We start from the raw sequence: 19,367 nt of genomic DNA on the forward strand, positions 1-19,367 counted from the left end.
CAGAACCGGGCGCCGGCAGTCCCGCTTCTCAGGGACGCGCGGAGTTCCCGCCGCGCGTTCGCTCGTCACCCGACGAGCGGGACGTGTCGCTGCGGACCGTCGTCAGTCCAGATACCGCTCGAGATTTGCCTGTCGCTGGCTTTGATGAATGCGATCGATCTCGGCGCGCATGTCATCGAACAGCTTCGCCTTCGGGCCGAATTCCTCCACGAGCCAGTCGCGGTAGATCGGTTGCGCGATGTCGCGCATCCGCATCTTTTCCGCGTCCGAAAGAACGTGGCATTCCTTGAATTTCTCGCAGGAGTTCACCCAGCCGACCACGGTGATCTGCGTGGCGATGCCATGGGCCATCGCCACAGCCTCGCGGGCGGAGGCGACGATGATTTCCTGATAGTCCCGCGGCAGGTCCTTGAACCACGCCTCGCTGACGCTCCAGGTGATCGTGTTGTACACGTGCCCGCTCCAGGTCGTGTAGTCGGTCACGTCATAGAGCTTGAAGATGTCGTTGACGCCCGGCGCATGGAAATGCCCATCGACGAGACCCGTTGCCAGCCCGGTCTGCAACTCGCCCCAGGGCAAGGGCGTGGGCGCGGCGCCGAGCGCCCGCATGATCGTCATATGGGCCTGGTTTTCCTCGACGCGAATGCGCATCCCCTTGAGGTCCTCGACCGTCTTGATCAGCCGCTTGTTGTTGGCGAAGGCAACAAAGCCGCCGCCATCGTCGAGCGTGCCGAGATAGCGCAGCCCGCTTTCGGCGACCATCGGCTTCATGAACTCCGCAAACCACGCGGAATCGAAGAAGGCCCAGGCCGTGCGGTAGTCGGGAAAGAGAAACGGCGCCGTGATCATTTCGTAGTTGCGGTAGAAGGATGCCTGCGTTCCCGATCCCAGCATCACCGACTGAATGGTCTTTCCCGCACGCGCCTGCTGGGCGGCCTCGACCTCGCCACCGAGCGCGCCATTGCCGAAGACCTCGACCTGGACCGCGCCCCCGGTTGCGGTTTCGACGAGCTGCTCGAAATGCTTCAGCGCAGGCGCTGTCTCGTTGTTGGTGAGATCGTCGGGATAGAGGTGGGCGATGGTCATCGTGTAGTCCGCCGCCTGCGCCGCGGAGGTAACGCCGAACAGCGCCATCAGCAGCCCGGCCAGCCACCCGCCGCGGAAATGCGGCCTGGCCGACGTCCCGGGTTCCGGACCGCCGCGATCGTCGTGGACCGAGCTCTCGAACAGGTTGCAGGCCCGACCGGTCTCGCCGCTCGAGGGGCAAGACATTCGCACGGCGTCGATCATTGACCCCTCCAGGTTCAGAAGACCAGCTGCAGTTTCAGCCTCTTCAAAACCTATTCAGCAACCAATGGTCGGTCTAATTCTATTTTTCTATTTCTGGTAACACTTGGGACTTGCCTGTCGGCCGGCGTCTGTCCCTCAAAAAACGGGTCTCAAAACACACAGCGCGCGCAACGACCGGGACCGTTTCCGATCCCGGTCGTCGTGCCCGCCGTGGGGCATCGCTTGCCGCGTCAACCGCTGACGGCGCCTTTGCTGGCCGAGGTCGCGAGTTGCGAGTATTTGCTCAGCACGCCCGACTTGTAGCGGGCCTCGGGCTGGCGCCAGGCGGCCGCCCGCTTGTCGAGTTCCGCCTGATCGACGTTGAGCTGCAGGAGCTGCGACGGTGCGTCGATGGTGATGCTGTCGCCCTCCTGAACAAGCGCGATCGGGCCGCCGTCGAAGGCCTCGGGCGTGACGTGGCCAACGAGCATGCCCCAGGAGCCGCCGGAGAACCGGCCGTCGGTGATCAGCCCCACCTTGTCGCCCAGACCGCGCCCGATGATCGCCGAGGTCGGTGCCAGCATCTCGGGCATTCCCGGACCGCCTCTCGGTCCGAGATAGCGCAGGACCAGCACGTCGCCCGGCCGGATCCGGTCCGACTGGATGGCGTCCATGGCCGACTGCTCGTCGTCGAAGACCCGCGCCGGACCGGTGATCGAGGTGGACTTGAGGCCGGTGATCTTCGCCACCGACCCTTCCGGCGCGAGGTTGCCGCGCAGGATCGCGAGATGGCCTTCCGGATAGAGCGCCTTGTCGATCGGGCGGATGACATCCTGATCCGCCGGCGGCGCATCCGGCACGCTCTCCAGTTCCTCCGCCAGCGTCCGGCCGGTGATCGTCATGCAATCGCCATGCAGCAGGCCCGCATTCAGAAGGATCTTGAGCACCTGCGGGACCCCGCCCGCCTTGTGCAGATCGACCGCCATATATTTGCCCGAGGGCTTGAGGTCGCAGATCACCGGCACCTTGCGGCGCACCCGCTCGAAATCGTCGAGGGTCCACTCGACCTCGGCGGCATGGCAGATCGCGAGGTAATGCAGGACGGCATTGGTGGAGCCGCCGGTCGCCATCACCAGCGCGATGGCGTTCTCGACGCTCTTGCGCGTGACGATGTCACGCGGCTTCAAGCCCTTCTTGACCGCCTCGACCAGCACCCGGGCCGACTGGGCCGTGGAGTCCCTCTTCTCCTCATCGATGTTCGCCATCGTCGAGGAATAGAACAGCGCCATGCCAAGCGCCTCGAAGGAGGAACTCATGGTGTTGGCCGTATACATGCCGCCGCAGGCCCCGGTGGTCGGGCACGCATTGCGCTCGATGCCCTCGAAATCCTCCTGGCTCATGCGCCCGGCCTTGATCGCGCCCACCGCCTCGAAGGCGGAAATGACGGAAAGGTCCTCGCCCTTCCATTTGCCCGGCTTGATCGTGCCGCCATAGACGTAGATCGCCGGCACATTCGCCCGCACGATCCCGATCATGCCGCCCGGCTTGTTCTTGTCGCAGCCGCCAAGCACCAGAACACCGTCCATCCACTGGCCCTGCACCGTCGTCTCGACGCAATCGGCGATGACCTCACGGGAAATAAGGGAGTATTTCATCCCTTCCGTGCCCATTGCCATTCCGTCGGAAATCGTCGGAACGCCGAAAATCTGCGGGTTTGCACCAGCGTCCTTGATGGCCGCAACGGCAATGTCGGCAAGCGGCTGAATGCCCGCATTGCACGGCGTGATGGTCGAATGACCATTGGCAACACCGATCATGGGATTGTCGAAATCTTCCTTCGTATAGCCGAGGCCGTAAAACATGGCCCTGTTCGGCGAACGCTCGATCCCTTGCGAAATCGTCTTCGAACGCTCGTTGTATGGCACCCGATATCCTCCTTGCGGGACTGTTTCGTTGTCGTCATCCGCCGACCGCACGCCCCCGGGCTTCCCCGATTTCGGCCGTCGCCGGGCGACGCCCCCCCCTTTCCGGTCGAGCCCCGACCGCGCGGCGCGAAACCGCCGGCGCACGCCCGCGATACCTGGCGGAGGCCCGAGCGCCCACCCGGCGCGCGGTCCGCCGCTCTCCAGCGCAGCTCCGTCAGGTCCACCAGCTGTGTCAGGGGTGTACCGTCCCTGCCGCTTTCCCGCTTCGTCCCGTGGAAGCATTTGAGAAATAGACAGATTTCAGGAAACTACCGCGCCCCTCCATATTTCAGAAATATATTTGTCTTTATCCATTAGGTCGAAATTCATATCAAACAAGCGCCGGACGACAGCCGTGTCGCCCGGCTGGAACCTATCCCCCGTGGCCGTTGAGGACCACGCCGGGGGAGCCGCCAACGGGCGGACTTGCGGCGCAAGCGCCCACGGGGTCGCCCGGATCTCCGGCCGGGGCCGCCGCGTGCTCGCCGATGGCCTGAGAAATCTCGACAAGCCGGGTCACGGTCGGCGAGGGATCGTCGCGCCGCCACACCAGCCCGGTCTCGATCATCGGCGGCTCGCCGTCGAGATCGACATAGACCACGCCCTGCCGGCCGAGCCGCTTCAGGGAGCCCGGCACCAGCGCGATCCCCATCCCGGCGGACACCAGGCTGATGATCGTCTGCATCTGGATGGCCTCCTGCCCGATGGTCGGCTGGATCCCGTTGGTGACGAAATAGGTGGTGATGATGTCGTGGAAGGCCGGCGCGCTTCGTCGCGGGAACAGCACGAGAGGCGCCTCCGCGACATCCTGAAGGCGCAGCCGTCCCTGTGCCAGTTCGATGCGCCCGCGACGCACCCACTCCTCCGGCACGGCCGCGACCAGCGGCTCGCGCAACAACGGCAGATAGGCAAGCGAGGCATGCAGCGTCGCGTGCAAGGGGATGATCAACCCGGCGTTGATCTCGCCCTGGAGCAGCGCTTCGACCTGAAGGTCGCTCGTCATTTCCTTCAAGGAGACCTTCACGTCGGGATAGGTCGCGCCATAGTGGCTGATCAGATCCGGCAGGAGGTTGTAATCCGCCGTCGTCACGAAGCCGAGCTTCAGGCTTCCGATCTCGCCGCGCGAAAGCTGCCTGGCCAGCCCGGGCAGCGCCTCGACATCCTCCAGCAGTTTGGTCACATGCGACAGAAGGTGTTCCCCGACGGGCGTCAGGGCGACATTGCGTTTCGTTCGCTTGAAGAGCGTGACCGAGAGTTCCTCCTCCAGAGCAAGGATGGCCTGACTCAACGGCGGCTGCGTCATGCAGAGCCGCTCGGCCGCGCGACCGAAATGCAACTCCTCCGCAACCGTCACGAAAAACTTAAGCCTCCGAAGATTCATTGCTTGCCTTCTTCTATTTTGGGATCGCCTACCAATGGACGATCTTTTCATTCGAAGCACGTCTTTTTCCGCACGCAATCATATATTTTTGAACCTTCAGGGAACGCCTTATTAAGGTTGCATTTTAGATTAGTTTCGCGTGCTAATCGCAAATATAATACACGCAATATGATTTTGTCACTCGTATGGCGATAACAGCAATCGGAACTATAAATATAAAATTTATATAAACATGCATTTGCGTCTATCTGGAATGCAACCAAATCAAAACGAATGAGGCGAAGAGTTGTCCATCATCAAGTTCAGAACCAAACAAGATAACTCTTCCGACAATGGTATATTCTTAAAATTGTAAATTATGATTTGTCTTTATGAAACGAGCGGAAATCTGAGGCATTGCCGGGCACGACCCACGACCCCACCGAAACGCCCTCTCCCGCAAGGATGCAACCAAGCCGACAGGAGCGACCAATGGATTTCAGTTTCTCTCCCGAGCAAGACGCCTTCAAAGACAAGGTCACGGGGTTCGCGCAGGCGGAGTTGAACGAGGGCGACCTGAAGCAACGCGATGCCGATTGCATCCTGTCCCGGGACTTGTGGAAGAAGATCGCCGACTTCGGAATTCTCGGCCTGCCCTTCGACAAGGACTACGGCGGGAGCGAACAGGACATCATCACCACCGTTCTGGCGATGGAGGCGCTTGGCTACGGCTGCCGCGACAACGGCCTGCTGTTCAGCATGAACGGGCAGATGTGGACCGTGCAGATGCCGATCGCGCAGTTCGGGACCGACGCGCAGAAGGACAAATATCTCCGCGGCCTGATCAAGGGCGAGTTGATCGGCGCGCATGGCATCACCGAGGCCGAGGCCGGCTCCGACGTGATGGCGCTCGGCACCACCGCGACGCGCGACGGCGACGACTATGTGCTGAACGGCGCGAAGGTGTTCTGCACCAACGGGCCGGTCGCCGACGTCTTCGTGATCTTCGCCACCGTCGACAAGAGCGCCGGGTCCCTCGGCCTCACCGGCTTCGTCGTGGAACGCGACACGCCCGGCCTCATCGTCAGCGAGAACCGCAAGAAGATGGGCCTGCGCACCTCTCCGATGGCCTGGCTGACGCTGGAGGACTGCCGCGTTCCGGTCACCGCACGCATCGGCAAGGAAGGCCAGGGCGGGCGGATCTTCAACAACTCCATGGAGTGGGAACGGGCCTCGATCCTGGCCAATCTCGTCGGCGCGATGGAGCATCAGGTCGAGGAGTGCATCCGCCACGCCAACAAGCGCACCCAGTTCCGCAAGCCCATCGGCAAGTTCCAGTCCGTCTCCAACCGCATCGTCGACATGAAGCTCAGGCACGAGACGTCCCGGCTGCTGCTCTACAAGGTCGCCTGGCTGAAGAAGACCAAGGGCAGCGCGGCGATGGAGGCGGCGCTCGCCAAGCTCTACCTCAGCGAGGCCTGGGTCGCGTCGTGCCAGAACTCCGTCGTGATCCACGGCGGCTACGGCTACATGGCCGACCATGAGGTCGAACGCGATTTCCGCGACGCGGTCGGAAGCCTGCTCTATTCGGGGACATCCGACATCCAGCGCACCATCGCGGCCCGTGCCCTCGGGCTTTGAGCAATGTCTTCAATAGTATAAATCACAATAAATCCCGAAATGCATATCAGTCTATATGAATATAATCTGAGCGATTAATTGACTTGATCGGGGTTATACGTATCATTTACTGAAGTTTATTCCAGTAAATTCGAAAAACGGAATGAACTTCATTCAGGGCAATCGCATCGAACGCCGCGTTGGCAACGCGGGGAGCTTGCCCCGCCGGCGAAGGTCCGAGGGTCCGGCCCGGTGCCGCTTCCGGTCGCGAATGCCGCCCGGCCGCCAGTTTGCAGGAGGAGACCGACATGGACGCGCAGACGGTAGAACAAGACGACGTTCACAAGACGATCTACGACTATCTGATTGAAAACTCCGGCGTGAACGTCTCCGGGGGGATCGATCCCGAAGAAAACCTTCTCGACAGCGGCATCCTGGACAGTCTCGGGATCGCCGAAATCACCGAGTTCGTCGAAAAGACCTTCGACATCTCGATCGACGAGGACGAAATCACCTCGCAGAACTACCGCACGGTCACGGCCTTCACCGCGTTTTGTCGCGAGAAAATCGCCGCCTCGGCGACGTGAGTGGACCGACCTTCCTCAATCCGGGGGCGAAAAGGGACAGACGGATCATGTCAAGTAAAGTGAAGGCCGATCTCATTTTGATCCACGCGCCGGCCATCTATGATTTTCGCAACCGCGACGACTTCGTGCTCGGCTGGTACGCCAGCCAGGAAAGCAGCAATGTCACGCCGATCTTCGAGATGCACCCGCTCGGCTTCCTGTCGATCAAGAGCTTCCTGGGAGAGCGCGGCCTCGACGTGAAGATCGTCAATGTCGCCTCCCTCATGCTCAAGCACCCGACGCTCGATGTCGAGAAGCTGCTGGAGCATCTGGACGCCCCCGTCATCGGCCTCGACCTGCACTGGCTGCCGCATTGCCAGGGCTCCGTCGAGGTGGCGGGACTGGTGAAGAAGGTCCACCCGGAGAGCTTCGTCGTGTTCGGCGGGATCGTCTCGACCTATTACGCCCGCGAGATGATGCAATACCCGCAGATCGACGGCGTCATTCGCGGCTACGACACGCTGGAGCCGCTGGCTAGCCTCGTCGATCAGGCCAAGCGCGGCGTGCGCGGGCGCTTCGCCGTCGAGAACATGATCTACAAGGACAAGGGCGAGGTCATCGACAACGGCCACAGCTACACGCCCGAGGTGCTCAACGACGTCGCCATCGACTGGTCGAAGATGTTTCCCAAGACCTCGAGCTTGCTGAACATGCCGAACCTGATGGTGCTGCCGAACACCGGCTGCCAGCAAAGCTGCGGCTGGTGCTCCGGGTCCCGCTGGGCCTATCAGCGCATGATGAACGTGGAGAAGAAAACGGTCTTCCACCGGCGCTCCGAGCAGCTCGCGCGCGAGATCATGACCTTCCCGAAGACGGAATCGCCGCTCAGCGTCTACACGCTGCAGGCCTATTCGGAATCCTCCCCGCGCCTGCTCGACTATCTGGCCGCCGTCGCCGACAGCGGCGTGGTGAAATCGGTCTCCTTCGAACAGTTCCGGCTGACGAAGATCCCGGTTCTCAAGCAGATGGTGGAGGTCGCGCCGAACCTCGACATCTACATCAACCTCTCCCCCCAGTCGCACGACGTGGAGATCAGCCGCCTGACCGGGCGCGGCACCTACACCAACGAGGAGATGGAGGAGTGGATCGCGGCGGCGATGGATATCGGCATCAAGGGCGTCTACCTCTGGTACACGATCGGAATGCCGAAACAGACGCATGCCTCGGTGATGGAAACGGTCGCCTATTCCGCCCGGCTGATGGAGCGCTTTCCCAACGACAAGATCATCCCGACGATCTTCGGCATGGTGCCCTTCCTCGATCCCGGCTGCCAGTGGTTCGAGGAGCCGGACCAGCACGGCTACACGGTGTTCCACCGGGACCTGGAATCGCACCGCAAGTCGCTGACGCAGCCGCGCTGGCGCGATGCGATGAACTACGAAACCAAATGGATGAAACGCGACGAATTCCTGCCGAGCATGTATGAGGCGATGCAGGTGATGGCCAACCACAAGGCCGATTACGGTCGTATCACCAAGCGCAGCATCGACATCGTCAACGGCCGGATCGATCACTTGCGCCATCTGACGACCTCGATCGACCGCGCGATGGACGCGGACGGGCGGCTCCCGGCCTCGCTCAGGCGCGAGATCGGCGCGCATAACGACGAGATCCTGTCTTATGCGGCGGACGTCGCGCTGGTGAAGAAGCCGCTGTCGGGCCGTTGGTACGACGATCACACAGTTCCCCGCGAGATCATCGACGCCTGCGTGCGCGAGCGCGCCGCCGCCTGAGTGCACAGGGCGCGGCTTGCCGGCCGCGCCCCCCTCACCCGTCCCGGATCAGCCCTCGCCCATCGACGCGAGGGCGGGCCACGCCCCGCGCCCGGTTGCTTGCAACGGCCTCGCCCCGGAACCGCGACCTCAAGAGACACCCGCCATGACGAACGACAGCGTTGGAATACTCGCAGCCGCCCGGTTCCTGCCGCCGAAAACCCTGCCGCTCGACGGGATCGCTGATGCGGAAAGCGGCCCCGTCGACGCAAGCGCCCTCGGGCCCCTCGGGATCGAAAGCGTGCATGTGTTCGAAGGCGAAAGCCCGACGGATATGGCCGTGACGGTCTCCCAAGCCGCGTTGAGCGAGGCCGGCCTCGGCCCGCTCGATCTGGATGCGATCATCGATTTTTCCGTCATGCCGCAGCGCTATGTCGAGCCCGCCTGGTCGATGAGCAACGAGTTGCAGGCGGAGCTTGGCGCGAAACACGCCTTCACGCTCGGCTTCAGCGGCGGCGGGTCCGCCAACATCCACGCGGCGCTCAAGTTCGCCCGCGCGCTGATCCGCGCCAATGCCGATGTGAACACCATCCTTCTGGCCGCCGCCGACAAGGCGATCCCGGGCAACCGAGTGTTGAGCGCCGGCGAGCCGGTCACCGTCATCGGCGACGCCGCAACGGCGCTGATCGTGCAGCGCAACGCCCCGTCGGCAATCATTGTCGACACGATCTCCACCTCCAACGGGGTCCTGCACGACGTGCTCAACATCCCCGGCGGCGGCATGGCCCATCCCACACGGCTCGACCTCTACAAGCTGACGCTCGATGAGGCGAAATATCGTTCGCGCGACCGCATGGGCGAGCTGCGCAAACTCGCCGACAAGATGCTCGCGCGCAACGGGCTCGCCCGCGAGGGCATCGATCATTTCCTCACCGCGAATATCTCGAAAGACGACACGGAGGCCTTCTCCCGGACGATGGAAACCAACGGCCGCCTGCACCGTGACAATCTGGGCCCCTGCGGCCACGTGCATTCCTGCGATCTGGTGCTGAACTACATGAGCCTGCGCCAGAACGGCGGCGCTCCCGGCCACCACGTGCTGATGGCCTCCCACGGGATGGGCTTCTTCCTCGGCGCGACGCTGCTGAAACTTTGACAGGGACAAATGCCATGGACCACGTCGGAATCCTTGCCGAAGCCTTCTATCTCCCGCCGGACAAGAAACGGGTGGAGGACGTTTTCCGCGACGAAAGCGTCCCCTTCGGGACCCTGTCGAAGAACATCGACTTTCAGCGCGACATCGGCATCGAGGACATTCACGTCACCAACGACCTGCCGTCGGTGCTGGCGCTAGAGGCCGCGAAACGCGCGCTGGACCAGTCGGGCGTCTCCGCCGAAGAGATCGATCTGGTTGTCGACTTCACCAGCATTCCCGAGGACTACGTCGGCCCGACATGGTCGGCGGCCGGGCTCGTCCAGCAGGAGCTCGGCCTCGTCAACGCCTTTTCGACAGCGGTGAACACCGGCGGCTGCGCCAGCTACCACCTGGCGCTCAAGTCGGTGATGGCCCTGATGCTCTGCGATGACGATGTCGAAACCGCGCTGCTGTTTGCCGGCGACCGCACGCCGGACCTCAACAAGACCTACTATCCGATCACCGTCGCCTCCGACGGCGGCAGCGCGCTGGTGCTGCGCAAGAACGCGGACCGCGCCCGGATCCTGGAGGTGGAAACGATCTCCATCGGCCGGCTGCACGATGTCTGGTATGTACCGGGCCTGCAAAACCGCGAACCGAACGAGGAGGTGACGGAAAAACTCCTCCACATGTACGCCAAGATGGACAAGTTCAACGAGGGCGTCATCCCGATCAACTTCCGCATGTTCGGCAAGGTGATGGACCGGCTGTTGAAGAAGCTCGATCTCACCCACGACGACGTCGACTATTACATCTACCCGACGTTCTCGACCTGGGATCAGGCCTATTTCATGAAGAAGTTCGGTCTGACGCCGGACAAGGTCTATACGAGCGCGCTCAAGCACCGGGGCCATGTCCAGGAAAGCGACATGGTGATCAACTACGCCGAGGCCGTGGAGCAAGGGCTGATCAAGCCCGGCGACACCGTGATGGTCGTCTCCAACGGCGCAGGATTTGCCTGGTCGGCCGCGCTGATCCGGCACTGAACCGGCACGGCGGATGTCGGGCGATCTCCGGGGCAGCGTGGACGCGGACGCCGTTCTCATCCGCCGCCAGGGGCGCGCGGGACGGATCACGCTGAACCGTCCGCGCGCGTTCAATCTTCTGACCCGCGCGATGGTGCGGGCGATCCATGCCGCGCTCGACCTGTGGCGTGACGACCCCGAGGTCGAGTTGCTCGTCATCGACGCGGAGGGGCGCGCCTTTTGCGCCGGCGGCGACATCCGGGAAGTCCACTCCCATGTGGTCGCGGGAAATCTTGGCGACGCGCGGGAGCATATCCGGGACGAGTACCGCCTCGACCTGAAGCTCGCCCGCTACCCCAAGCCGGTTGTTGCGATCATGAACGGCGCGGTCATGGGAGGCGGGATCGGCTTGGGGTGTCATGCGGGCCACCGTGTCGCGGGTGAGCGGTTCCAGTTGAGCCTGCCGGAATGTTCCATCGGCTGGATCCCGGATTCCGGCGCAACGGCACTGCTCGCCCGCACCCCTTGCGGCGTTGGCGAACTGATGGCGCTTGCCGGATTGCAGATCGACGGCGCCGACGCGCTCGATCTCGGGTTCGTCGACTACACGATGGACGGCAACCGGTGCCAGGAGGTGATCGACACCCTTTGCGCGACCGGCGATCCCGCCGTCCTCGGCATCCATTCGACGCCAACGGGAGAGCCCGGCCTGCGCGATAAGGTCGGACGGCTTCGACTTTCCGCTCCCATCGACACTCCGGTCGCGCTCGCGCAGGCCCTCGAGCGCGCGGGCAAAGCCCCGGAAATGGCCGATTGGTGCGCGAGGCAACTGACGGCATTGGCGCGCGGCGCGCCGCTTGCCCAGGCACTCGCCCTGCGCGCGCTTGAGGCGCAACGGCAAAGGCCCGGTCTTGCGCGCGCGCTTTCACTGGAACTGCGGATCGTCTCCGCGCTGATGCGCCACCCGGATTTTCGCGAAGGAATCCGCGCCATGATGATCGACCGGGACAGAAAGCCGGTATGGACCTCGCCGGCCGGAACCGTCTTCTCGCGAGCGGAGACCGATCCGTTCCTTCGGCGCGCCGACACCCGAAACGTCATACGCAAATTCACCGAAGACCCTGCAAAATAAATATTTCCCCCCGTTCGCGCCGCCCCCTACCCTCGCGTATAGGGCGCATTTTCCAAAAACACACCCTTTGATGGCGATCATCTGATGGAGACGCGCCCGCCCCCTGCGAGAGGCGCAGCCTGCGCCCCCGCAGGGCAAGACCGTCGTCGCCCACCGCGCCCGACTGTGTGCCAGCCCGCGCGGGGCGGTATCCGGCAGACCCAGATTTCGGGGACCCAGTCATGACATCCGTGCCACATCCGTCCGACTCGTCACTTCTCGGCAACTGGCCGACACTCGCCGTCGCCGCGTTGGGATCCTTTCTGGTCATTATGGACGTGACCGTCGTCGCCATCGCCCTTCCCTCCATCGAGCGGGATCTCAAGGCGAGCTTTGCCGAACTGCAGTGGATCATCAACGCCTACAACATCGCCTATACCTCGGTGCTCATTGCCGTTGGCGCCTTCGCCGACTGGTTCGGGCGACGACGGGTGATGGTGATCGGCCTGTTCATGTTCGGCGCGATGTCGCTTGTCGTCGGACTGGCGGAAACCCCGATGGCCCTGATCCTGGGGCGCGTCGCGCAAGGCCTGAGCGCCAGTGCGATGCTGATCCTGGGCGTTGCCCTGATCTCCAACGCCTTCCAGGGCGCGCAGCGCGCGCAGGCCTTTGCCGTATGGGGGGTCTCCATCGGTTGCGGCGCGGCCTTCGGCCCCATCGTCGGCGGCATCCTCGTCGATGCATTGAGCTGGCGCTGGATCTTCCTGCTCAACGTGCCGCTCGTCGCGATGCTGATCACCCTGTGCTACTGGCGCGTGGAAGAATCCTCCGACCCGAACGCCGGCGGTCTCGACTGGCCGGGCATTGTCACCTTCACCGGTGCGCTCGCCTTTCTGAGCTACGGCGTGATCGAGGGCGGCGAGATCGGCTGGGGCGACACCACCGTCGTTGGCGCGCTGATCGGCGCGGCGGTCCTCTTCCTCCTCTTCATCATCATCGAAAACACGGTGAAGAAGCCGGCGTTCGACCTCCGCCTCTTCAAGATCCCGACCTTCACCGGCATCCAGTTGGTCTGCGTTTTGAACAGCATCACCTTCTGGGTCATGCTGGTCTATCTGCCGATCTACTTCCAGGTGGTGCTTGGCATGTCGGCCTCCTCGGCCGGTCTGATGCTGATGCCGATGACCATCCCGCTGCTGCTCTTCGCGCCGATCGGCGCGCGGCTCGCGGCGCCGAAGAAGCTCGGCGTGCGCGGCCTGATCGCCTTCGGCTGCGTCCTCATCGCCATCGGCTTCGCCTGGATCTGGGCCGCGCCGCCGTCGGAGGCGATCATGTGGGCGGTCGCCTTGTTCCTGCTCGGTGTCGGCACGGGGCTGATCAACGGGGAGCTCTCCAATGTCGCGACCGCCGTCGTGCCGCCGGAACGCGCCGGTGTTGCCTCCGGGGTGAACATCACCTTCCGCCACGGGTCCTTCACCCTGTCGATCTCGGTGTTCGGCGCGGTGCTCCTGTCGAGCATCACGCTGCAGCTCGGCGCGGCGCCGGATCTCGCCGCCGGACTTGGCACAGGGCTGATCGACACGGCGAACATGATCGCGCGCGGCGACTTCAACGGCGCGGTGCTGTCGGCCCCGGCGGAGCTTCAGCCAGCGCTCACCGACTTCGGCAGGCAGAGCTTCTCGGTCGCCTTCTCGGTGCTCCTGGGTATCGTCACCGTGCTTTCGGTCATCGCGATTGCGGTCTCCGCCTTGATGATCCGCGCCCGCGACCTTTTGGCCGGCCCGGAAGCGCAGGTGGCGCCGGGCGAATAGACGCCCCCCGGCCTCAGCGGCCGGCCCCGCATCCGGGCCGGTCGCACCACGGCACCGCCAACGGAAAACGCGCCCCCTCACGGATGGCGCGTTTTTTTTTCGGCCGGCAATCGGCAAACGGGGGGCGGTCAGCTCCAATAGGTGAGCGGCTTGTCTTCGCCGCGATAGCCGACAAAGCAGGACGTGGTGACGCGCCGGGACCCTTCCGCCGGCGTCACGCAGTGAATGAGCTGCGAGTTGAAGAGCACCAGGTCGCCATTGCCCGGGCGGATCACCACACGGGGCTCGCCCAGCCCGTCCCGGTCGATACCGTCGCGGGTCACCTGTTCCTCGTCCTGTTCGGGCGTCGGCTCGGTGAGCCAGAGCTCGAGCTCCCCGCCGGCGTCCGACATCTCCAGATAGATGTTGACGGCCAGTTGCCCCGTGAGGTCCGAGGTTCCGTCGATCAGCATCCGGCCCAGCCGGTCGTTGTGCGGCAGCATGCGCGCGCCCGGTTCGATCACCCGGCAGGTGCCGACGAAGCTCTTTTGACCGTCGATGTTCTCGATCGTCGCGCCCGCCGGCCAGACCTCTTCCAGCAGCAGGCGGAAGTGATCCATCGGCGACAGGTGCGGATACATCATGTCTCGAATGCCCCAGATCGAGCGCACCGCCTCGCTGTGATAGCGGCTGGCGTTCTCCGTGCTCTTCTCGACGTCGACATATCCCATGCCGAGCCGCTTCAGCGCGCTCTGGATCTTGTAGGCCTCGAGCTCCGAATGACTGGCGATGCGATGGGCGAATTCCGCCGACAGATCCGCCGGATAGAAGCCCGGCACATGGATTGCGTCCGTCGTTTTCTCAATCAGTTTGCGGATGCTGTCACGGGTCAGCTCCTTGGAGATCTCCACGGTCTTCAACATGTTCCTGCTCCTCAAGGGTCGCGACACGACGGCGGCCGCGGCAAGATCCGTTCTTGCCCAGAGCCAGCCTCGGTGGCCGCTATTTTCCCCCGCGAGCGGACCAAGAACAAATATCGATTTCGTATCTGTTTCCGTGACTTATCAGGACTTTTTGAAGGCGCTCGGGCAGCACTGTCACGCCGCCCGCACGCGCGGCGGCCGGCCCGGAGAGCGGCCTCCCGGTGCCGATCGTACCTGCCCTTCGTCCGCCCGGTTCACAGCGGAACGAAACGCCAGGCGAAGTCGCCAACCGCACCGACCGCCCGTCCGAGCGCACTGCGCCCGTAGCGACCCGTGCCGACCTTGGCGAGCGGGTTTTCCAGCGTGCCGGCGTATTCGAAGCCCTTGTCCGGATCGTTCGGATCGAGCAGCTGCTGGTTGTCGCGAAGCTGCAGCCGATTGATGCAATTTCGCGGAAATTCGGACGAAAAAAGATCAAAACGCGCAAATTTTTCGACAAGATTTGGCTGAGTTGCCTGGTAAACGGCGACGCATTCGCCGACCAGCCCCCAGAAATCCTCCTCCGCCAGTTCGTCCCGCTCGTCGAGGATGGCGGCGAGATGACGGAAGAAACAGTCGAAGACGTCGGTGAAGATCCCGTCCATGCGCACGTCGTCGGCAAGGGTCGCGCAATTGCGCCGCACGACCGGAGGCAGGCTCTCGCCTCCGTTGAGAATGCGCATTTCCTCCGCCAGATCCTTCATGATCACACGGGCCGGGGTGTCGCCGTTCATGATCAGGATGATGTTCTCGCCATGCGGCATGAAGATGATGTCGTAGGCGTAGAAACAATGCAGGATCGGCGTCAGATAGGCCCGCAGGTAGCGCCGGATCCACTCCTCCGCCGACAGGCCGGAGCGGCGGATCAGTTCGACCACCATGGCATCGCCCTGCGGATCGACATGCAGCAGTGCTGCCATGGTCATCAGGCGTTCGCCGGGCCTCAGCAGATTGACCGGGCTCTCCCGCCAAAGTGCTGCAAGCACATGATTGTGCGGGGTATCGGCGCCGAGCGCCTGCTCGTAATAGGCATTGGAATAGCTCAGCGTCGCGACCTCGCAGATCAGGCTGAAGCCGACCGACTGCAGGCACGGGTCGCCGGCCAGGAGGTTGTGAAGCCACTCGTTGATTTCAGGCGTGGTGCGCATGTCCTCGGGCGACAATCCGCGCGCCAGCATGAAGCCCATGTTGAGGATCGACAGCGCCATCTTGACGTAGCGCTTCGACGGCTCGGAGGCATTGAAGAAGGTGCGAATGGACTGCTGCGGCTGATATTTGTCGCGCGACAGGCCGAGATAGACGATCCGCCGCTGCGCGATCTCCGGCGCAAAGCTCATCGAGATGCGGTTGAACCACTGCCACGGATGGACCGGCATGTAGTAATAGTCCGAGGGCTCGACGCCTTCCTTCAGGAGGCGCGCCTCGAACAGCATCAGCGTCTCGGGCCCGAGTTCCTCGGCCACCAGCCGGTCCCAGGGGAGCGAGGTGATCCCGCTGTAGCTTGCCCGCTCGCGCAGGACCGCGATCCACACGATCTGCAGCGGATCGGCGGCTTCCGGCGCATAGACGGTGTAATCGAGCGTGTCGAAACCGAGACGCCCGTTGTTGGCGACGAACGAGGGATGGCCTTCCGTCATGCCGGTCTCGATGGACTGGAAGCTGGCGGCGGCGAGATCGTGAACCCGGTGCGGGCGCATCGTCTCCTTGTAGGCAGTGCCGTAGAGAATGCTGCTGATCTCGTCGAGATAGACCGGCAGCATGGCGTCGCGAATGCCGAGCACGTCCTTGAATTCGATGATGAAACTCAGCGCGTCGAGGTCGAGGGAGCGACCGTTCCGGCGTTTCTCGATCGACTGCGGATCGATGTTCCAGTGGTCGAGCATCATCCGCTTCGCCTGGAACCGGTATTCATGGGCCTCGTCGGGAGAGCGCAGGACGTAGGTGTCCCGCTGCCCGGTTCCGGCTCCGACCTTCACAGGCGCCAGCAAGCGCTCGTGCGAGAACTCGGCAATCGCCTTGCGCACCAGCATGCGGTTGGCGCGGCGCCAGACGCTCGGCGCAAGATGCGCGACCGCCTTGGCATGAGGCTGCGAGAACCGGGTCTCGGATGCGAACATATCCATGTCGCCTCCTTACGCTCCGGCCGAAACGGCAGCGCCCGGGCTGCTTTCAGGCGCGGAGAACCGCTGGAACGCGGTGCTTTGCTCGATCGGGTAATAGGGCTTGCCCAGCACCTCGCGAATGATCACCGAGTTGCGGTAGCAGGACTGGCCAAGATCCGGCGGCAGGTAGCCGTCGGCATGGATCTCCGCGTTCTGGATGAAGATCCCCCCGCCTGTCGTGTCGATCGACCCGTTGCGCGCCACCGCGATGCGGCCGTTGTCGCTCCAGTTGATCCGCTCCTTGAGCGGCGCCAGATAGGCGGGTGCCTTGAAGCGGTAGCCCGTACCGAGGATCAGCGCCTCGCTTTCCAGCGCGAAGGTCTTGTCTTCCTCGCTCTGGTGGAAGGTCAGCTGGAACCGCCCGGTCACCTCGTCGCGCGCGCAGGCGGTGATTTCCGTGTTCGACATGAGCATCGTGTCGACATCCCCGTTCAGCCGCTTTCGATAGCGCAGGTCGTAGATGTCGTTGATCAGAGAGGGATTGATGCCCTGGAAGATCGCCTTTATCTCCTCCACCAGCGCCGCGCGTTTCGGCCGCGGCAGGGCATAGAAATAGTCGGCGTAGTCGGGCGTCGTCATCTGCAGCGTCAGCTTGGTCAGCTCGCGCGGAACGAGACGCGACGACCGGGTGAGCCAGTTCAGCCGGTAGCCATGGCGGTCGATGTCGCCCAGGAGATCGTAATAGACTTCGGCCGCGCTCTGGCCGCTGCCGACGATCGTGATGGAGGATTTCGACCGCAGCGCCTCGCGATGGCGCATGTAGTCGGCCGTATGCACGATCCCGTCACGATGGGCCTCGCAGGCGTCCGGCACATTCGGCACCATGCCCGACCCGAGGACGACGCGTCGCGCCAGCAACGTCTTGCGCTGCCCCATCTTGGTGTTGAGGCAGGTGACGCGGTAAAGCCCGCTCGCCTCGTCGTAATCGATTTCCTCGACATCACGATTGAAGACGACATTGTCGAGCCGTCCCGCCGCCCAGCGGTAATAGCGGTTGAACTCGTTGCGGAGCACGAAGAAATTGTCGGTGTCGAGCAGGACGGCATAGAACGCGTAGATCCGGCCCGTCTGCTTGAGATAATTCAGGAAACTGAACTGGTTGGTCGGATCGGCAAGGGTCACCAGATCGCAGAGGAACGGGGTCTGGAGCGTTGCGGTTTCAAGCAGGGTGCCATCGTGCCAGTTGAACTGGTCACGGCTTTCCAGAAAGAGGCAATCCAGATCCTTGATCGGCTGGGTCAGACAGGCCAGGCTCAGATTGAATGGCCCGATCCCGACCCCGATCACGTCATATGGTCCGTTCGTCATGCGCCACCCTTTTCGTTGTTGTCTTGCGCAACCCTGGACAATCGAGCCTTGCGGCTTGTGTCGAGCGTCTCCCGGCCGACAGGCCACGCCCTGACAGCCCGCTCGCACGCTTGCGACGCGAGTTTCTGCGCCCAGGCGGACGCCAGATCGTATCCTTCAAGATTAGGACCACGGCCCAAGGCGTAGAAATATATATTACCCGCAACCTTGGGTTCATTTTCGTATGAAAGCCGGGAATCTTTGCTTCACCGCCGGCAACGGTCGTGAACTTTCTCTGCGTATCCTTAATAGGAAGACGGCGCCGATCCGGTAAAGTCGTGCGATTCCGTGCCCTCGATCGGCGGTGTGAAGATGCTCAGGCAAATGGAGGGGTCGCGAACCACCATGCGGTGGGCATCGTTCCGGTTCATGATGAAGACGGTGCCGCCGGCGCCATTGGTGTCGATTGGATGGCGCCCCTGGCGCCACACATATTCGCCGCTGCCCTCGATGTAATAGCAGGACTCGAAATGGTGACGGTACTGCAGCGGGGAATCCGTGTCCGCATTGCCAAGGGTCTGGCACAGCGCAAACCCGTAGCCGTCCGCCCGCACGAGCAACCGCCGGCTTTGCCCGTTGCCCCAGAACACATCGCGCGCGGTGCCTTCGATCTCGTCGACGCTTCGCACGACCGGTCCGGCCGTGACCTCAAGAGGATCGCCGGCGAAGATCGAACACAGCCGCATGTCGGTATCGGCGGCGACGCGGACCCGCGCATCCGCCGGTGCGGCGACCAGCGTGTTCGCGACGAGCGGCCAGCATCTGCCGTCGATACAGACCGTCCCCTCGCCCGACAGGCAGAAGTGCGCTTGCGCACCGAAGGGGCCGCAGGCTCCGTCGCGAAGGGTATCGTCCACTCCGGACGGAAACGCCGTATCGAAAAGGCTGTGTCCGACATTGTCCCGTCCGGACACGATTTCCCTGGAGGCAATTGTTCTAAAGACCGGCGCGTCACCGGCGGCCTTGAATGTCCTTACGATCATCTCGACCCTCCTTGCCCCCGATGGTCTGCTTGCCCCAGATGGTCTGCGCTTCCGGACCCAGGCGCTCCCGGCCGGCACGGGCCCTGACGCCACAGGATTGCGACCTTTCGCGCAAGACGGCCGCAGCCCAGCGATAGAAAAAGCCAGCCTGAAAGCGTACTCAAACGATGGAATTAAATATAAATTACAACTTAGGGTAACTTTAAACGCATTATTGAACCAACATCCCACGTCTACAAATATTTAATTCCAATCAAATAACCCCTTACAAGATATTTCCTGCCGCAACTTCCAAGATGTA

Annotated in this window: 14 protein-coding genes; 7 read left to right on the forward strand and 7 right to left on the reverse strand. The window is 63.0% G+C overall.

All coding sequences use genetic code 11. The features are described 5' to 3' along the window. Nucleotides 1–102: 102 nt before the first annotated feature. The 3 genes from dctP to LC092_RS01515 form a co-directional block, all read right to left on the reverse strand. Complete coding sequence (dctP, locus tag LC092_RS01505) at nucleotides 103–1,290, reverse strand: TRAP transporter substrate-binding protein DctP (RefSeq protein WP_224804341.1); 1,188 nt, start codon at nucleotides 1,288–1,290, stop codon at nucleotides 103–105. Nucleotides 1,291–1,520: 230 nt separating this feature from the next. Next, on the reverse strand, nucleotides 1,521–3,194 hold the full coding sequence (gene ilvD / locus LC092_RS01510; protein ID WP_224804344.1) for a dihydroxy-acid dehydratase: 1,674 nt from the start codon (nucleotides 3,192–3,194) through the stop codon (nucleotides 1,521–1,523). Between the two features lie 412 nt (nucleotides 3,195–3,606). After that, a complete protein-coding gene (locus tag LC092_RS01515) occupies nucleotides 3,607–4,665 on the reverse strand; it encodes a LysR family transcriptional regulator (protein WP_318245890.1) in 1,059 nt (352 codons plus the stop codon). A gap of 420 nt (nucleotides 4,666–5,085) precedes the next feature. On the opposite strand from LC092_RS01515, the gene LC092_RS01520 reads away from it, so the two are divergent. The 7 genes from LC092_RS01520 (at nucleotide 5,086) to LC092_RS01550 (ending at nucleotide 13,633) form a co-directional block, all read left to right on the forward strand. After that, entirely contained in the window at nucleotides 5,086–6,234 is a 1,149-nt protein-coding gene (locus tag LC092_RS01520) for an acyl-CoA dehydrogenase family protein (protein WP_224804348.1), read from the forward strand. 287 nt (nucleotides 6,235–6,521) lie between these two features. Further along, nucleotides 6,522–6,800, forward strand: coding sequence for an acyl carrier protein (locus LC092_RS01525; protein ID WP_224804350.1), 279 nt, complete (start codon nucleotides 6,522–6,524; stop codon nucleotides 6,798–6,800). A 47-nt stretch (nucleotides 6,801–6,847) separates the two neighbouring features. Then, entirely contained in the window at nucleotides 6,848–8,572 is a 1,725-nt protein-coding gene (locus tag LC092_RS01530; RefSeq protein ID WP_224804353.1) for a cobalamin-dependent protein, read from the forward strand. A gap of 145 nt (nucleotides 8,573–8,717) precedes the next feature. Next, nucleotides 8,718–9,707 (forward strand): ketoacyl-ACP synthase III family protein, encoded by a 990-nt coding sequence (locus tag LC092_RS01535; RefSeq protein ID WP_224804355.1) that lies wholly within the window; start codon nucleotides 8,718–8,720, stop codon nucleotides 9,705–9,707. A gap of 14 nt (nucleotides 9,708–9,721) precedes the next feature. Continuing rightward, nucleotides 9,722–10,732, forward strand: coding sequence for a 3-oxoacyl-[acyl-carrier-protein] synthase III C-terminal domain-containing protein (locus LC092_RS01540; RefSeq protein WP_224804357.1), 1,011 nt, complete (start codon nucleotides 9,722–9,724; stop codon nucleotides 10,730–10,732). A gap of 13 nt (nucleotides 10,733–10,745) precedes the next feature. Beyond that, nucleotides 10,746–11,843, forward strand: coding sequence for an enoyl-CoA hydratase/isomerase family protein (locus LC092_RS01545; RefSeq protein ID WP_224804359.1), 1,098 nt, complete (start codon nucleotides 10,746–10,748; stop codon nucleotides 11,841–11,843). A 221-nt stretch (nucleotides 11,844–12,064) separates the two neighbouring features. Continuing rightward, the gene (locus LC092_RS01550; protein ID WP_224804361.1) at nucleotides 12,065–13,633 is read left to right on the forward strand and encodes an MFS transporter; all 1,569 of its coding nucleotides are present in this window, start codon (nucleotides 12,065–12,067) and stop codon (nucleotides 13,631–13,633) included. Nucleotides 13,634–13,761: 128 nt separating this feature from the next. Here LC092_RS01550 and LC092_RS01555 read toward each other — a convergent pair whose 3' ends face one another. The 4 genes from LC092_RS01555 to LC092_RS01570 form a co-directional block, all read right to left on the reverse strand. Next, on the reverse strand, nucleotides 13,762–14,535 hold the full coding sequence (locus LC092_RS01555) for a 2OG-Fe(II) oxygenase (RefSeq protein WP_224804362.1): 774 nt from the start codon (nucleotides 14,533–14,535) through the stop codon (nucleotides 13,762–13,764). A gap of 254 nt (nucleotides 14,536–14,789) precedes the next feature. Continuing rightward, on the reverse strand, nucleotides 14,790–16,697 hold the full coding sequence (locus LC092_RS01560; RefSeq protein ID WP_318245891.1) for an IucA/IucC family siderophore biosynthesis protein: 1,908 nt from the start codon (nucleotides 16,695–16,697) through the stop codon (nucleotides 14,790–14,792). Nucleotides 16,698–16,706: 9 nt separating this feature from the next. Further along, nucleotides 16,707–18,044 carry a lysine N(6)-hydroxylase/L-ornithine N(5)-oxygenase family protein gene (locus LC092_RS01565; RefSeq protein WP_224804363.1) on the reverse strand — a complete coding sequence of 446 codons (1,338 nt, stop codon included), beginning with the start codon at nucleotides 18,042–18,044 and terminating at the stop codon, nucleotides 16,707–16,709. Between the two features lie 284 nt (nucleotides 18,045–18,328). Next, entirely contained in the window at nucleotides 18,329–19,066 is a 738-nt protein-coding gene (locus tag LC092_RS01570) for an ectoine synthase (protein WP_224804364.1), read from the reverse strand. Nucleotides 19,067–19,367: the final 301 nt, after the last annotated feature.

Source organism: Stappia stellulata (assembly GCF_020176715.1).
Classification (GTDB): Bacteria; Pseudomonadota; Alphaproteobacteria; order Rhizobiales; family Stappiaceae; genus Stappia.

Excerpts from the sequence above, each read along its gene's own strand:
- dctP (WP_224804341.1), bottom strand. The coding sequence starts at position 1,290 with ATGATCGACGCCGTGCGAATGTCTTGCCCCTCGAGCGGCGAGACCGGT.
- LC092_RS01515 (WP_318245890.1), bottom strand. The coding sequence starts at position 4,665 with ATGAAAAGATCGTCCATTGGTAGGCGATCCCAAAATAGAAGAAGGCAA.
- LC092_RS01520 (WP_224804348.1), top strand. The coding sequence starts at position 5,086 with ATGGATTTCAGTTTCTCTCCCGAGCAAGACGCCTTCAAAGACAAGGTC.
- LC092_RS01525 (WP_224804350.1), top strand. The coding sequence starts at position 6,522 with ATGGACGCGCAGACGGTAGAACAAGACGACGTTCACAAGACGATCTAC.
- LC092_RS01530 (WP_224804353.1), top strand. The coding sequence starts at position 6,848 with ATGTCAAGTAAAGTGAAGGCCGATCTCATTTTGATCCACGCGCCGGCC.
- LC092_RS01535 (WP_224804355.1), top strand. The coding sequence starts at position 8,718 with ATGACGAACGACAGCGTTGGAATACTCGCAGCCGCCCGGTTCCTGCCG.
- LC092_RS01540 (WP_224804357.1), top strand. The coding sequence starts at position 9,722 with ATGGACCACGTCGGAATCCTTGCCGAAGCCTTCTATCTCCCGCCGGAC.
- LC092_RS01545 (WP_224804359.1), top strand. The coding sequence starts at position 10,746 with ATGTCGGGCGATCTCCGGGGCAGCGTGGACGCGGACGCCGTTCTCATC.
- LC092_RS01550 (WP_224804361.1), top strand. The coding sequence starts at position 12,065 with ATGACATCCGTGCCACATCCGTCCGACTCGTCACTTCTCGGCAACTGG.
- LC092_RS01555 (WP_224804362.1), bottom strand. The coding sequence starts at position 14,535 with ATGTTGAAGACCGTGGAGATCTCCAAGGAGCTGACCCGTGACAGCATC.
- LC092_RS01560 (WP_318245891.1), bottom strand. The coding sequence starts at position 16,697 with ATGGATATGTTCGCATCCGAGACCCGGTTCTCGCAGCCTCATGCCAAG.
- LC092_RS01565 (WP_224804363.1), bottom strand. The coding sequence starts at position 18,044 with ATGACGAACGGACCATATGACGTGATCGGGGTCGGGATCGGGCCATTC.
- LC092_RS01570 (WP_224804364.1), bottom strand. The coding sequence starts at position 19,066 with ATGATCGTAAGGACATTCAAGGCCGCCGGTGACGCGCCGGTCTTTAGA.